The sequence below is a fragment of the Catenulispora acidiphila DSM 44928 genome (assembly GCF_000024025.1).
Lineage (GTDB): Bacteria > Actinomycetota > Actinomycetes > Streptomycetales > Catenulisporaceae > Catenulispora > Catenulispora acidiphila.
Map to the genome: position 1 here is coordinate 4051925 of NC_013131.1, position 15065 is coordinate 4066989.

Annotated in this window: 11 protein-coding genes; 6 read left to right on the forward strand and 5 right to left on the reverse strand. The window is 69.3% G+C overall.

The window, feature by feature from the left end:
* The first annotated feature begins 87 nt into the window (after nucleotides 1-87).
* The 3 genes from CACI_RS18010 to CACI_RS18020 all read left to right on the forward strand — a co-directional run bounded on the left by CACI_RS18010 (nucleotide 88) and on the right by CACI_RS18020 (nucleotide 6297).
* Nucleotides 88-2871 (forward strand): ATP-binding protein, encoded by a 2784-nt coding sequence (locus CACI_RS18010; protein WP_015792256.1) that lies wholly within the window; start codon nucleotides 88-90, stop codon nucleotides 2869-2871.
* A 90-nt stretch (nucleotides 2872-2961) separates the two neighbouring features.
* Entirely contained in the window at nucleotides 2962-5739 is a 2778-nt protein-coding gene (locus CACI_RS18015) for a helix-turn-helix transcriptional regulator (RefSeq protein WP_015792257.1), read from the forward strand.
* Nucleotides 5740-5952: 213 nt separating this feature from the next.
* On the forward strand, nucleotides 5953-6297 hold the full coding sequence (locus CACI_RS18020; protein ID WP_143765287.1) for a hypothetical protein: 345 nt from the start codon (nucleotides 5953-5955) through the stop codon (nucleotides 6295-6297).
* 46 nt (nucleotides 6298-6343) lie between these two features.
* Here CACI_RS18020 and CACI_RS18025 read toward each other — a convergent pair whose 3' ends face one another.
* The 3 genes from CACI_RS18025 to CACI_RS18035 form a co-directional block, all read right to left on the reverse strand.
* Nucleotides 6344-6781, reverse strand: coding sequence for a VOC family protein (locus CACI_RS18025; RefSeq protein ID WP_015792259.1), 438 nt, complete (start codon nucleotides 6779-6781; stop codon nucleotides 6344-6346).
* 47 nt (nucleotides 6782-6828) lie between these two features.
* Nucleotides 6829-7299, reverse strand: coding sequence for a helix-turn-helix transcriptional regulator (locus CACI_RS18030; RefSeq protein ID WP_015792260.1), 471 nt, complete (start codon nucleotides 7297-7299; stop codon nucleotides 6829-6831).
* 198 nt (nucleotides 7300-7497) lie between these two features.
* Entirely contained in the window at nucleotides 7498-8964 is a 1467-nt protein-coding gene (locus tag CACI_RS18035; protein WP_015792261.1) for a glycoside hydrolase family 28 protein, read from the reverse strand.
* Nucleotides 8965-9339: 375 nt separating this feature from the next.
* On the opposite strand from CACI_RS18035, the gene CACI_RS18040 reads away from it, so the two are divergent.
* A complete protein-coding gene (locus CACI_RS18040; protein WP_015792262.1) occupies nucleotides 9340-10881 on the forward strand; it encodes a glycoside hydrolase family 28 protein in 1542 nt (513 codons plus the stop codon).
* A 77-nt stretch (nucleotides 10882-10958) separates the two neighbouring features.
* On the opposite strand, the gene CACI_RS18045 is transcribed toward CACI_RS18040, so the two are convergent.
* Nucleotides 10959-12104, reverse strand: a complete 1146-nt coding sequence (locus CACI_RS18045) for a S53 family peptidase (protein WP_015792263.1) — start codon at nucleotides 12102-12104, stop codon at nucleotides 10959-10961.
* Nucleotides 12105-12752: 648 nt separating this feature from the next.
* Here CACI_RS18045 and CACI_RS18050 point away from each other — a divergent pair.
* Nucleotides 12753-13118, forward strand: a complete 366-nt coding sequence (locus CACI_RS18050; RefSeq protein WP_015792264.1) for a DsrE family protein — start codon at nucleotides 12753-12755, stop codon at nucleotides 13116-13118.
* Between the two features lie 40 nt (nucleotides 13119-13158).
* Nucleotides 13159-13539, forward strand: coding sequence for a hypothetical protein (locus CACI_RS18055; RefSeq protein WP_190276767.1), 381 nt, complete (start codon nucleotides 13159-13161; stop codon nucleotides 13537-13539).
* Here CACI_RS18055 and CACI_RS18060 read toward each other — a convergent pair.
* On the reverse strand, nucleotides 13536-15047 hold the full coding sequence (locus tag CACI_RS18060) for an HD domain-containing phosphohydrolase (protein ID WP_317623755.1): 1512 nt from the start codon (nucleotides 15045-15047) through the stop codon (nucleotides 13536-13538). The genes CACI_RS18055 and CACI_RS18060 overlap by 4 nt on opposite strands.
* Between the last annotated feature and the right edge of the window lie 18 nt (nucleotides 15048-15065).

A 15065-nucleotide genomic window follows, 5' to 3' on the forward strand; every position in this document is an offset into this window, starting at 1 on the left:
TCCCCGAGTGTCCCCAGGGACAACGTCTTGATCAACTATGCTGGGGCACTCGGCGACGTCCGCCGACCTCTTCCCTCAGGGAGCCTTGTGGCACTGGTCGGTCGGGCCGCCGAGACGCGACAGCTCAGAGGCCACATAGCCAACGTCCGCGAGAGCGGAATCGCCCTGGTGGTGCGCGGTGAAGCCGGCGTGGGGAAGTCCGCGCTGCTGGACTACGCGGCCCGGCGCGCCGTGGCATCCGGGATGCGGGTCCTGACGACCTCGGGGGTGCAGAGCGAGACGCATCTTCCCTACGCCGGACTCCAGCAGCTGCTCCGCCCGATCCGGCATGGGATCGTCCAGATTCCGGACCGCCAGCGTGCGGCATTGGAGGCGGCGCTCGGTGGCGCGGACTCGACCACCCCCGATGTGTTCCTCGTCGGGCTGGCCGTCCTGAGCCTGATCGCCGAAGCCGCGGAGACGGCGCCAGTCCTGGTGGTCGTGGAGGACTCGCACTGGCTGGACCTGTCCACCTCGCACGTCCTGGCCTTCGTCGCCCGGCGGCTGGAATCGGAGCCGATCGTCCTGGTGGCGGCGGCGCGCGAGGGGTTCTTCTCGTCGCTGGCCGGTGCCGAGCTGCCCGAATTGGTCCTGTCGCCGCTGACCGCCGACGCGGCGGCGACCCTTTTGGACTCCCACGCGCCCGGCTTGGATCCGGCGCTGCGCCGCCGGGTGTTGGCTGAGGCCGCGGGCAACCCGCTGGCGTTGACCGAACTGCCGGCCACCGCGGCGGCGACAACCGAGGGCACGTCGACGCCGACCTTCTGGACTCCCCTGACCGAGCGGCTCGAGCGGGCGTTCACGATCCGCCTGGCCGGGCTCCCGGCACTGACCCGCACGCTGCTTCAGGTCGCGGCGCTGAACGACAGCCCTTCGCTGACCGAGACGCTGAGTGCCCTGGCGCGCGTCACCGACGGCGACGTCGGCACTGACGATCTGACGCCGGCGGTCGCGGCGAAGCTGATCGAAGTGGAGCGCGGCGAAATCCGGTTCCGGCATCCGCTGATGCGCTCGGCGATCCACCAGAGCATGAGCCTGCCGGAGCGTTACGCGGCCCACGCCGCGCTGGCCGACGTCATCGCCGACCAGGAGGACCGCCGCATCTGGCACCGCGCGGCGGCCACCGCGTTGCCCGATGAATCAATCGCCGCCCAGCTCCATGCCGCCGCGGTCGGTGCTGAGCAGCGAGGCGGAATCGGAGCGGCGGTGATGGCGCTCGACCATGCCGCGCGCCTCAGTCAGGACCCTGTGTTGCGCGTGGACCGCCTGCTGCGAGCAGCCGAACTCGCGGTCGAGCTGGGCCGCCGCGAGGTCGTGACGAAGCTGCTCGACGAAGCCTCGCGCCTGGATCTGACGACCCAGCAGCGGGCCCGGGTGGTGTGGCTGCGCGGGGGATTCGACGAAGGTCTGCGCGGTCGGACCGCCGACACGGGGGTGTTGGCCGAACTCGCCGAGGCGGTCGCCCTCGACGGTGACCGGGACCTGGCCATCCGCATTCTGTGGAGCGCGGCTCAGCGCTGCTTCTGGACCGAGCCGGGGACCGACGCCCGGCAGCGGGTCGTCGACGTCGCCGAGAACCTGATGCGGGACGAGCAGCTGGACGAGCACGACTCGTGGCTGCTGGCGATCCTCGCCTACGCAGCTCCCATCGATCGCGGCGCGGTGGTCATCGAGCGGCTGAACCGGATCGTGGCGACCTCGGGCCACGACGCCCGGATGGACCGGATGCTGGGGACCGGCGCGCTCATGGTGGGCTCGTTCGACCTGGCCCAGAGGCTGTCGGCCGCCGCCGCGGCGGGTCTGCGGACACAGGGCCGTCTGGGACTGCTCGCCCGCGCGCTCGGGGCTGAGGCCTCCAGCGCCGTGCAGCTCGGCGACCTGAGCGTGGCCATCCCCGCCGCTGAGGAATCTGGCCGATTGGCGCGCGAGACGACCCAGCCGTACCTGCACGGTCTGGTACGAGCCATCGAGGCGGCGATCGCGGCACTGCGCGGGGAACAGGCTCGGGTCCAGACGCTGACGGCCGAAGCCGAACAGGCCGGGCTCCCGGTCGGGGCGCGGCCGGTCCTGGCCCGGACACAGATGGCGCGCGGGCTGGCGGCGCTGGGCGCGGGGCGGTTCGACGAGGCGTATACGCAGCTGCGTCGCCTGCACGATCCGGCCGACCCCTGCTACCAGGTGGCGCTGCGCTGCTTCGCTATCGCGGATCTGGTCGACGCGGCTGCGCACTGCGGTCAGGGCGCGGCTGTCGCGCAGATCATGCGGGAGATGGAGGCCGCCGCGCTGAAGACCCCCTCTCCGGTTCTGCACGCCGGTCTTCGCTTCGCCCGAGCGCTCCTGGCCGATGATTCCGAGGCCGAACAGCTGTATACGGCCGCGTTGAGCGCCGATCTGGCGGGCTGGCCGTTCATCCGGGCGCGCACGCAGTTGGCGTACGGCGCGTGGCTGCGCCGCCAGCGAAGGGCTGCTGATTCCCGCCCTCATTTGCGCGCCGCCCGGGAGACGTTCGACGCGCTGGGCGTCATCCCATGGAGCGATCGCGCGCGTCGGGAGCTCAGAGCCTCCGGCGAGACGAGCCGCAGCCGCAGTCTCGACGCCCGCGATCAGCTCACGCCGCAAGAGCTCCAGATCGCGCAGATGGCCGCCGGCGGTCTGACGAACCGCGAGATCGGCCAGAAGCTCTACCTCTCCCACCGGACGGTCAGCTCGCACCTGCACCGGATCTTCCCCAAACTGGGCGTCGCGTCGCGCTCCGAACTCGCCTCGATGCTCCACCTGGTCCCTGACCTGGGCGAAAGCGGTGCGGGCGAGAGCGGAAGCACCGTCACATGACGCTCGCGACGGCTGCCTTCGAGCTTCTACCGTCGGCATGTGAGTGCCCCGGATCCTCCTTCCCGACGACGCGCCGTCCAGCGACACCCGGTGCCTGAACCGTCGGCGCTCCTGGGCCGGGACGAGGAGTGTCAGGCCATTGATGATCTCGTCGCGCGCGTCCGCGAAGGACTGAGCGGGGCGCTGGTGATCTCCGGCGAGGCCGGCATCGGCAAGACCCGGCTGCTGACCTACGCCGCCGAGGCTGCCGGCGATCTTCAGACGGCGCGCGTCACCGGGGTCAAGACCGAGTCCCAACTCGGATACGCCGCGCTGCACCGGCTGCTGCTTCCCTTCCTGGACCGGCTCGATCGGCTCCCCGATCCGCAGCGTGAGGCACTCGGCGCGGCGTTCGGGATGGTCGCGGCGCCGCCGGCCGATCGTTTCCGGACGGGTCTGGCGACGCTCACGCTGCTGGCCGACGTCGTCGGGGACGGGCCGCTGATGTGCCTCGTCGACGACGCGCAGTGGCTGGACCGGGAATCGTTGGAGGCATTGGCTTTCGTCGGTCGTCGCTTGCATGCTGATGGCATCGGGCTGGTGATGTGCGTGCGTGACGGAGAGCCCGGCGCCTTGCCGATCGACGGATTGCCCGCGATCCGGCTCACCGGTTTGTCCGACGCCGACGCCGGTCGACTGCTTGCCGCGCTGCCTGTCGCGTCGCTCGGGCCCGCTTCGCCGACGCTCTCCCGGATCGTCGCCGAGGCTGGAGGGAACCCGCTCGCGCTGAGCGAGTTCACCGCAGACCTGGCTGGCGGGACTGTGCCGGCGGCTGCGCCTGTGCCTTTGCTGTCGGCTCCGCGGTCGCTCGGTCCGCGGCTCGAAGCGCACTTCCAGCGGCAGGTGGATTCCCTGCCGGAGGAGACGAAGTCGTTGCTGTTGCTGCTGTCTGTCGCGCCTGCCGACGACCCGGTCGTCGTGTGGCGTGCGGCGGGAGAGCTCGGGTTGTCGGCGCAGGCGCTGGACGCGGCGGTCGCCGGCGGGATCCTCACCGTGGACCCGCATCCGGTCTTCCGTCATCCGCTGATCCGCTCGGCGGTGCACTCTGCAGCCGCACCGGCGGAACTGCGGCGCGTCCATCAGGTGCTCGCCGAGGCGATCGACCCCCTGACGGGACCTGAGCGGCGGGCTTGGCATCTGGCTGCGGCGGTGGTCGGGCTCGATGAAGAGGTCGCCGCGGAGTTGGAACGGGTCGCCGAGCGCGCGCAGGGACGTGGCGGCTACGCCGCGCAGGCGGCGTTCCTGTTGGCGGCAGCCGAGTTGAGCCCCGATCCGCAGGCTCGTGCCGAGCGGTACTCCGCTGCGGCTCAGGCGCATCTGTACATCGGCGAATCGGCTGCGGCTCAGCCGATGCTGGATCACGCCGAGTCCTATCCGGGCACATCGACGTCACGCGCGACGATTCGACGACTGCGCGCGATGGTCGAATGGCTTGAGGGACGGATCGCCATGGCGCCGGCGATCCTGATGGCTGCCGCGCAGGACGTGATCGCGCACGACGAGCCGCTGGCGCGCGACATGGTTTTCGAGGCGCTCTCCGCCGCGATGATGACGCGGGAGCACACCGTCGGCATGACGCTGGACGAGCTGGCTCGCCAGGCGCTCGCCATGCCGTGGGACCCGTCGCGGCCGCAGACCGTGTCCGATGTGGTGATCGACGCCTACTGCACGCGCATCGCCGACGGCTACGCGGCGGCGGTGCCGAAGCTGCGGGCCGCGGTTGAGGCGTTGTGCACCGGCGATCTGGGGGACATCGGCATGCCGATCGCGCTGCTCGGCTTCGTCGGCGCCGAAGACCTCTGGGACGAGGAGGGCTATCGAGCGGTGCTCGGACGCTTCATCGAGGTCAGCCGCGAGCGCGGCGCCGTCCACTCCCTCGCCGTGGCGTTGAACAGCCTCGCCGTCGCCGAGCTGTGGTCGGGGCGGTTCGGCAAGGCAGAGTCCTGCTACGACGAATCGGACGACATCTACGCCTCGATCGTCAACATGCCGATCGGCGCGTCACACCGCGTGGAGCTGCGGGCGTGGCAGGGTGCTGAGACGCAGCTGCGGGTCGGCGCGGACAGCGCGATCCAGGTGTGGGGCGAGCAGCTGGGCTACGCAGTGCTGACCTGCCACGCGCACTACTCGCTGGCCGTCTTCGAACTGAGCGCCGGGCGGTTTCGGGAGGCGCTGGCCTGGGCCCGCCTCGAATATGACAACGACGTGCCCGGGCAGGGCAATCGGCTGCTCCCGGAGGTGATCGAGGCTGCGTCCCGAGTCGGCGACCGGGAGCTGGCTTCGGCGGCACTGTCGCGGCTGGCGGAGCGTGCGTCGCTCAGCGGGACGGCGTGGGCGCTCGGCGTGCTGGCGCGTTGCAGGGCCCTGATGTCCGCAGACGACAAGGCGGAGAGCCTCTACGAGGCCGCACTGCGGCATCTGAGCAGCACCACCGTGGCCACCGACCTCGCCCGCACGTACCTGCTCTACGGCGAGTGGCTCCGGCGTCGCGACCGTCTCGCCGACGCGCGGACTCAGTTGCGCAAGGCGCACGACATGTTCACCGACATGGGAGCGGTCGGTTTCGCCGAACGCGCCCGCACCGAACTCCAGTCCGCCGGAGAACACACCCGCAAGCACACCGCCCCGGCCGCCCACCCTCTGACGCCCCAGGAGAAGCAGGTCGCGAGCCTGGCCGCCACCGGCTCCACCAACACCGAGATCGCCACCCGCCTGTTCATCACCACATCGACCGTCGAGTACCACCTGAACAAGGTGTTCCGAAAGCTCGACATCACCTCTCGCCGCCAGCTGGCCGACATCTTCGGCGACGCCGCGCAAGCAGCCTGACCGGCGCCTGAGTGCCGCGGACTGGGGACTGGGGGCTTTCCAGGATTCGAGCCGACTGGGGACCCACACCGCCGAGTTCAACGCCGCGCTGCTGGACTTCCTGGGCAGCTGATCGGGGCAACCCGCTGTCGCCCGACGCCCCACGCGTGAAGAGCTGGTGTTCTTCAAGGGTCTGGCATTCGGCGTCAGGGGCGGCCGGTGCATCGTAGGCCTGTGGATGGCATCGGGTTCATGTTCGACGCGGTCGTGTACTTCGTGGTCACCGCGGGGACACTGGCCGTGGTGCTCTGGCACGTCGATGCCAGGACGGCGGTGCCGTGGGCCTCGCCGTGGCGGATGCGCTTGCCGAAGCTGTGCGCTGTCGGCGGGCCGGCGCTGTTCTTCTTGGTGTCCCCGATCGTGCTGACCGGGGGTCCGGAGTGGGTGGGGGTGGCGTCTTTGATCGGCGCGCTGCTCGCTCCTTGGGCTGGTGCTGTGCTGATCATCGTCGAACGGCTGCGGCGGCGGGCCGAGGACCGGGCCACGGGCATCGCGCGGCCGGTGCGGCCGTGGATTTGATCGGGAAGGAGTGAGGCGCGAGGACGGTGGCTCGGTCCCCGGTGGCTCAGTCCCAGCCGATGCTCTCGTCGAGCGTCTCGCTGCGCTCCGTCAGGCTGAACCAGTTGCCGGAGTCGTCGCGGAAGAGGGCCTCGACGCCGTAGGGGCGCTTCTTGGGGGGTTGGACGAACTCCACGCCGCGGGCGCTCAGTTCCTCGTAGGTGGCCTGGCAGTCGTCGGTGGCCATGACGCCGGCGCCGAGGATGCCCTTGGCGACCAGGACTTTGAGCTGTTCGGCGGACTCGGGGTCGACGGCCGGCGGGCCGGGGAGCATCAGGGCGAGTTCGAGGTCGGGCTGGTCCGCGGCGCCGACGGTCACCCAGCGGGAGTCCGGGCCCATCTGGGTGTCGCTGCGGACCTCGAAGCCCAGCTTCTTGGTGTAGAACTCCAGTGCTGAGTCCTGGTCGAGGACCCAGATGGTGTTGATCTTCAGTCCGGTGATCATTTCCGCTCCCTTCGTGGGGGACGCCGCGTCGCGTCCGTGCGGCCAACCTAGGACGCCGTGCCGTGCTCCGCCTTCTCGAAAGTTGCGTCGGGAGCCCGGAAGCCGCCGGCCCACAGCAGGACGAAGCAGCCGGGGACCGGCGCGGAGCCGTCCCGCAGCGCCGCCTGCCGGAACTCGGTCGGCGTCTGCCCGGTGAGCTGCTTGAACCGGGTGCAGAAGCTGCCCAGGCTCTCGAAGCCGACCGCCACACAGATCTCCGTGACCGTCAGGTTGGCGCTGCGCAGCAGGTCCTGCGAACGCTCGACCCGGCGCCGGGACAGGTACTGCCCCGGCGTCTCGCCGTAGACCTGCTTGAACAGCCGGATGAAGTGGTAGCGCGAGTAGCCGGCGGAGGCGGCGACGTCGTCGAGATCGATCGGCTCGGACCAGTCCCGGTCCATGAGGTCCTTCGCACGCCGCAGCAAGCGCAGGCGCGCGAGGTTTTCGGCGGCGGTGGACTGGCCGATCATGCTGATCATGCTGCCAGTCTGCCATCCGGCACCGACTGCGGCACCGACTGTGAACGCGCGGTGGGTGTGACCGTCCGGCGTGGGCAGGCGCGGCCACGCGTCGAGCCCGCCGAGATCGGGAACCTCGAACTGTTCGCTGCCGCCGTCGCCCGGGCCGGACGCCTATTCGCAGGCGCGCGACCCGGGCGGTCCGTATGCCTGCCTCGGCTACAGGCTCGGGTAGCCGGGGAAGGAGCAGGAGGGGACGCTGCCGCTCGTCACGGGCGAGGACAGCTGCGTGAGGTGGACGCCGGAACCCGAAGACGGGTTCAGGTTGGAGTTGTAGACGCCGACATTCGCGTACGCGGCGGTGTAGGCGGTCTTGTCCAGGCTCACGTACTGCAGGGTCAGGCCGGTGATGTGCGAGGAGTCGTAGCCCTCGATGATCGACTGCGCGCCGGACACCGAGCTGACCGACTTGAGTCCGTTCACCAGGATGTTGGTGAACTCCGGCGTGCCCGAACCGCTCGATGAGGAGTAGCGGGGGTTCAGTTCGATCAGGTGGGACACGCCGGTCTCGCAGGTGTTGGTGTAGGTGACCGTCGAGACGGTCCCGCCCTTGCCCGGGTAGCTCTTGATCCGCAGGCCGCTGTTCAGGGTGCTGACATTGCCCGAGCTGTCGGAGCCCTGCACGGTGTTGTTCTGGACCAGCACGTTGGTCACGCCGTCGTTGGTCTCGCTGCCGATGGAGATGCCGTGCGTGCCGTAGAAGTGGTTGTTCTCGATGGTGATGTTCGACGCGGCGCCGCTGCCGCCCTTGATGGCGATGCCGTCGTCGCCGTCCTGGATATAGGAGTTGGCGACGGTGATGTTGGTGGCGGCGTCGGGGTCGATGCCGTCGGTGTTGCGGGCGGTGGCCGGGGTCTTGATGCGGACGCCCCAGGCGGTGAAGCCGTTGCCGGACTTGTAGGTCACGTGGAAGAACGCTGAGTTGACCAGGTTGATGTTGTACAGGGTCGCGTTGTCGGCGCCCTGGAAGATGATCAGCCGCGGGTCGTTCTGCTTCTTGCCCTCGTTGCCGGCGGTGGTGCCCAGCTGCCACCACGTCGTGCTGGTGCCGTAGACGGTCTGGCCGCCGCGTCCGTCAATCGTGCCTTGGGAGCCGGAGCTGCTGCGGACGCCCTCGATGCCCGCATTGGCGCCGGAGACCTTGATGAACGGGTTGCAGCCGTTGTCGCTGCTGGAGATCGTGCCGCACTTGTCCGAGGAACTGGACTGGTACTGCGATGCGACGCGGCTCGCGTACAGCGTCGTGCCGGAGTCGATCACCAGGTACACGCCGGTGGGCACGGTCAGCGGGGCGGACAGGAACGCGGTGTTCCCGCCGCTGCTTTTCAGCTCGACCGACTTTCCGCTGCTCTTGCAAGCGTTGAGCGCGCTCTGGATCCGGGAGGTGTCCGGCGGGCTGGCTTCGGCGCTGCTGGAGAACTGCTCGTTGCTGGTCGCCAGGTTCGCGCTCAGCTGTTGGCAGACGGAGGGAAGTGACGGCTCGTGAACGGAGCGGCTGTCGCCGGTGGCCACGCTGGCCGCGTGCGCACCGCCCGTCATCAGGCCACTGATCGCCAGTGCGGCGGCGGCGAGGACGCTGATGCGGGGAGCCGAGCGGCGGATCGGGGGGAGGGTGATTCTTCGCATGAACCCTGTCCTTGAGGTAGGCGGACTCTCAGGTGCGCGGCCGTCACCCTCATGCCAACCGCGTGACGGCGGAGGTACACGCCGTCGGGACGGGAGAGTACATGCCCGCCCGAAGTGTTGCAAAGCCCTGATGTAACTTTCACGGCTGCGGGCGGTGGGAGGTCTGGAAGTGGCGAAGGCGTTGACGGTGTGCGACGCCCCGGGTACTTTCCATCACATGCCATATATGACGCGTCGTTAGACATACGGCACTGTGTCAATGCATGGCGATTGAACTCCCATGTGGATGGCCATCCTCCACCCTCATTCAGGGATGGCTGCCCACATGGGCCTCCAGCTCGTATATGAGATACCCGAGCAAGGAAGGACGATCGCATGACCTCCCGAACGACTCACCACCGCGTGCGGGTGCGCGTTCGCGTGCGTGCTTGGCGCAGAGCGTCGCTGTCGACGCTCGCCGCCGTGGGAACCGCGTTCACGCTCACGCTCGGCGTCACATCGACCGCCGCTTCGGCTGCTCCCGTTGCTCCCGCCGCCGGTGTCGCCGTTCCCGGCGTCGCGCGCAGCGTCTCCGAGCCGAGCGTGCCGGGTACGTGCCAGCCGGTGTCGGCACAGCTGGCGAAGCCGGGCAACGAACTGTTCAGCAGCACCCAGGAATCATCGCCCCCTGACACAGCGCGGATCCAAGCCGCGCTGAACAGCTGCGCGGGCACCGGCAAGGCGGTGGAGCTGACCGCCTCAGGAGGCAACGCCGCGTTCTTGTCGGCGCCGCTGACCGTGAACAAGGGCGAGGTGCTCCTCGTGGACGCCGGTGTGACCCTGTACGCCTCGCGCAATCCGGCTGACTACCAGGTCGCCGGCCAGCCGAAGTGCGGCACGATCGGCGCCTCGGACGGCTCCACGCTGGGCACCGCGACCGGCTGCACGCCGTTCCTCGCCGTCCGTGGGGACAACGCGGGGATCATGGGCACGCAGTGCAGCACCGGCGCTCAGGGCCTGATCGACGGCCGGGGCGACCAGGACATGCTGGGGACCACCAAGACCTGGTGGGCTCTGGCCGAATCAGCGCACGACAAGACCACCAAGCAGCAGGAGAATCCCAAGCTGGTCACGGTCTTCGGGGCGTCGAACGTGACGATGTACCACATCAGCCTCACCAACTCGCCGATGTTCAACGTGCTGCTGGACCGCGGCGACGGCTTCACCGCCTGGGGCGTCCGCATCGACAACCCCGACACCGCCCGCAACACCGACGGCTTCGACCCCGACAGCGCGACGAACGTCCTCATCACCGACAGCTACATCAACACCGGCGACGACGGCATCGCCGTCAAGGCCGACGCCGGCGGCCCGGCCGCCAACGTCACCGTCAGCAACACCAGCTTCTGGGGCATCCACGGCCTGTCCGTCGGCAGCCAGACCGAAGGCGGCATCCAGAACGTCACCTTCACCGGCAGCTACATCCACGGCGGCACCGACATCCACGGCGACAAGGCCTCCAGCAACAACGGAGTCCGCGTCAAGAGCGACTCCAGCTTCGGCGGCACAGTCTCCGGCGTCAGCTTCCTCAACACCTGCGAAACCGGCGTCGAGCACCTGATCCTCCTCGACCCCCAGTACCTGACCGGCAACGGCTCATCAGTCCCCGACTTCGCCGCCGTCACCATCAACGGCCTCCGCGCGGTCAACTCCACCCACGGCAGCTCAACCCTCGAAGGCTACGACGCCACCCACCCCCTCGGCCTGACCCTGGAAAACGTCCAACTCGACGCCACCAAGGTCGTAGCCCAGTACGCGAACATCAAGATGTTCAACACGAACATCACCCCCTCCGGCACCGACGTGACCGTCACGAACGTCACCGGTACAGGAAGCGTCCCCAGCTGCAGCAGCTTCCCGAGCTGGCCAGGGCTCTGAGATAGAAGCGGCGTGGTGGTGGCACGGATGCCACCACCACGCCGTTCACTGTTCGTCAGCGACGACCGTTGATCGGATCAGAACCCGCCGACGCCGTTGGGGGTGCCCAGGCCGGTCGGGCCGTCCCAGCCCACGCGGGCGTGGCACAGCTGGGTCGGGGAGCACGAGCCGTTGGAGCCGGACGTGATGTCGAAGAAGGTGCTCGCGGAGTAGTGGGTGTAGGGGTAGTTGTTGTTGATGCTGGCGGCGTTGCCGGCCAGGGCGTACACGGAGGCGATGATCGGGGAGGCCACCGAGGTGCCGCCGTAGACCTGCCAGCCGCTGCGGCCGCCGTAGGGGGTCGAGTCGTAGACCGCGACGCCGGTCGCCGGGTCGGCCACGGCGGACACGTCGGCCACGGCGCGGCGGGCGCAGCCGGTGCCGTAGCTGGCCTGGCCGCTCAGTGCCGGGTTGTAGGCCGAGCAGCCGGAGCCGGCGCCGCTCCAGGCGGTCTCGTTCCAGCCGCGCGCGTTGGAGGCCCGGGTCAGCGAGGTGCCGCCGACCGCGGTGACGTAGCGCGAGGACGCCGGGAACTCCACGCCGTAGCCGGCGTCACCGGAGCTGGCCGTGATCATGATGCCGGGGTGGTTGTAGTACGGAGCCGAGCTGTCGGACAGGTCGCCGCCGCCGTAGCTGTTGGAGATCGTGGTGGCGTGCAGCGCCGCCGCCTCGTTGACCGCCTGGCCCAGGTTGGCGTACGAGGCCGACGTGGCCTCGACCAGCAGGATGTGGCACTTGGGGCAGACCGCCGAGACCATGTCCAGGTCCAGGGATATCTCGGTCGCCCACCCGGCGTCGGTCGGCGGATAGCTCGTGCCGCCGGTCTGGTTCACCTTCCTGAAGCAGCCGTTCGCCGTCGTGCACGCCGGCAAGCCGTACTGCGCCCGGTACACGCCGAGGTCGGCCTCGGCGGTCGGGTCGTTGTTGGCGTCGACGATCGCCACCGTCTGGCCGGCGCCGTTGGTGCCCGAAGGCAGCTTGTAGGCGGACTGCAGATCAGCCGGCCCGTAACCGGACGGCACGAGGTCGGGGTGCAGCCCGGGCGCGGCGTGCCCGGGAACGAACATCGGATGCGCGTACGTGGTCGCCGCGACCGAGGAACTGGCATCGGCGAACGCCGGCACAGCCATGGCCAGCAGAAGCGCGACGAGCATGGAGAACAGAAGCCTGATACGAGCTGTCACTGAAATCCTCCGAGAGGCGGACCTGTGGGGACGGCCGGGCTGGTGGCCTGGCCGCGATGCGATGTGACGAGTTCGAAACAGCCGCGGACGGACCAGCGGAGCGTGGGTGTGCTCCATAGGGAATCCGACACCGGTGTCAGCCATCCGGCGGCGAGGTCGGGGGCCGCACCCTGGGCATCGCACCCCGCTTGAAGGCACGCCGGCACGCCAGCGGACTCACGATGCTTTCCGGGCGACCCGGAGGGAAACCGCCAACAGATCGACGGCGATGTGGGGACACGCCACCCTGACGGGCAAGGGCCGGGCCCGTCCGGTCGTCACCGGAGGAGTCGCCCGGTCCTGAAGCGTTTCAGGGTTCGTATTCACACGGAACGTAGCAGCGCAGACTCGGAGGGTCAATGGTGTGATTCGCAGGACTCTGGGTTGAATCAGGGGCAAATCAGCGGCGAATCAGGTACGAATCAGATATGAATCAGGCTACTGCGAACTAATACCCCGACCTGCTGGAGCCGATGGTGCGCTGCCGGCGTGCTCCACAGCCACGAACTCCTCATCCGAGGGCGCCCTAAAGATGGGGCGTCTGCCCCATGCGCGCGTCCTCCGCCGCGGGTGATGCTGGCAAGTGGGACGGATGGAAGGGAGAAGGCCATGGCTGGCAAGGCGGTGGTCAGTTTGACCACGGGACTGGAGGACGCCGAGCGGGTGACGGTGGCGTTCCTGGTCGCCGTCGGCGCGGCTGAGCAGGGCCGGGAGACGCTGATGTTCCTCACCAAGGAGGCGGTGCGGCTGGCCACGGACGGTGTGGCGCGCGCTGTCGCGTGTGAGGGGTGCCCGGCGCTGGACGAGCTGGTCAAGCGCTATGAGAGCGCGGGCGGATCGTTCCTGGTCTGCCCGATCTGCTTCACCACCAGGCATCTGGACGAGGGGAGCCTGGTGGCGAACGCCGCGCTCGGCGGCACGATACCTATGTGGGAGTGGATCGGCGATGAGCCTGCGACAACTTTCAGCTACTGACATCCCTTCCGCCGACGACGCGGGAGGAGCGAGTGCGGGTGTGCGGTTCGCTCGGGCGCTCGCCGCGAAGGACCGGACGGCGCTGCGTGCGTGCCTGGCCGACAGCCTCGACTTCCAGGCGTTGACGCCGGGACGTTCCTGGCGGGCCGGTACGCCGGAGGAACTGATCGAGCAGATCATTCTGGGGCGGTGGTTCGGTCCGGGCGACGACATCAGGGAGCTGCGATCGGTCGTCGACGGGAGCGTGGTGGGCCGCGGTCACGTCGCGTACCTGGTGCTGGTTAACCGCGCCGACGGTGACTACCTCGTCGAGCAACAGGCGTATTACGACGTGCAAGGAGACCACGTGCAAGGCGACCGCATCTCGTGGATGCGGGTGTTGTGCTCGGGCTACCAGGCACTCGGCGACGCCCGCGCCTAAGCGTCGTCCATCAGCCCGTGCCGCACGGCGTAAAGACCTGCCATCGCGCGATTGGCGGTGCCGGTCTTGGCGTAGATGTGCTCGACGTGATGGCTGACGGTCTTGCGGGAGATGACCAGTTGTTCGGCGATCTCGCCGTTCGACAGCCCGCGTGCCAGCAGCCGCAGCACCTGGACCTCGCGCCTGGTCAGCCCGCCGGGCCACGCCGGGCGCCGGGTCGCGCGGTGACCGGCGGCGCCGAGCACGGCGGCCACCGCGTCGCCGTCCATCCGCCCCGCTTTCGCCTCCGCCGTCAGCTGCGCCGCCGCCTCGGCCGCGGTGCAGGCAGGCCGGTGGGGACGCGGTTCGGTGCGTGCGCGATAGAAATCCGCCGCGGCCAGGATCCGCCCCTGCGGAGTGAGTACGCCCCCTGACAGCCCGCGCGGATACCCGGATCCGTCCAGCCGCTCGTGATGCTGAACGGCGATCGCAGCCAGCGATGCCAGCGCCGGCGAGCAGGCCAGCGCCCGATCGGTCCAATACGGATGCAGCCGTATCCGCTCGACCTCGGCCCGGGTGAGCGGACCGGCCTTGTCCCAGATCGTGTTCGGCACGCCGAGCCGTCCGATGTCGTGCACCAGACCAGCGCGGCGTACCGCTGTCGACTCCGCATCGTCGAGCCCGTACACCCGAGCCGCCTGTCCGGCCAGGTCCGCGACCGCCCGCGAATGGCCGAGCGTAAAGGGCGATTTGACGTCGGTGAAGTCCGCGATCGCCTCCAGCGCCGCCTCGAACTGCGCGTCGGTCAACTGCACAGACAGCGCGGGCTCGGCGGCGACCACCGCCTCCCAGCAGTCCACGCAGTCGAGGTCGGCGAACAGCGCGGCAGCGTCTTCGACGAAAGCGTCGACGACAGCGGGGTCGAACTGCGTCCCGCGCCGCTCCCGCGCGACCGCGACTGCCGCCTGGGTCCCTCCAGTGCGGTGGAAGAACTCGACGACGTCGGCGAGGTTCACCAGCCGCGAGGCCAGCAGGATCTCCTGCCGGCTCGCACCCTTGGGAACGCCGTTGCCATCCCAGCGCTCGAAGGTCTGCTCGATGCCGTCACGAACCGGCTGACCCAGCCCGAGCTGCTCCGCGAGGTGGTCGGCGGCGAGCCAGTGGTTCCGCAGCATCGCCTCACCCGCCCGCCGCCCGTCGGTCATGAACGCGGCGCCGATCCGCACCCGCTCGGGCAGCCCGCGTCCCGCACCGACGTGCCGCAGCATGAACAACGGCCCGGAGACCGCGGTCGCGAAATCGGTCTGCCGGAAGTCCTCCTTCAGCGCTGTGTCGTCGCCGAACCATTTCGCCTGCTCATAGGCATCGACATGGCAACCGACCCAGGCGAGCAGCGAGGTGTAGTAGACGACCTCGCGCCCCGCGGCATCCATGCCCATCCGGCCGGCGAGGCGCAGCGCGATCAGACACTGGCGCAGGACATGCTCCATCGACTGGCCGAGACCGAGATCTGTCGCCAACGACAGCATTCCCAGCAGCTCAGCCAG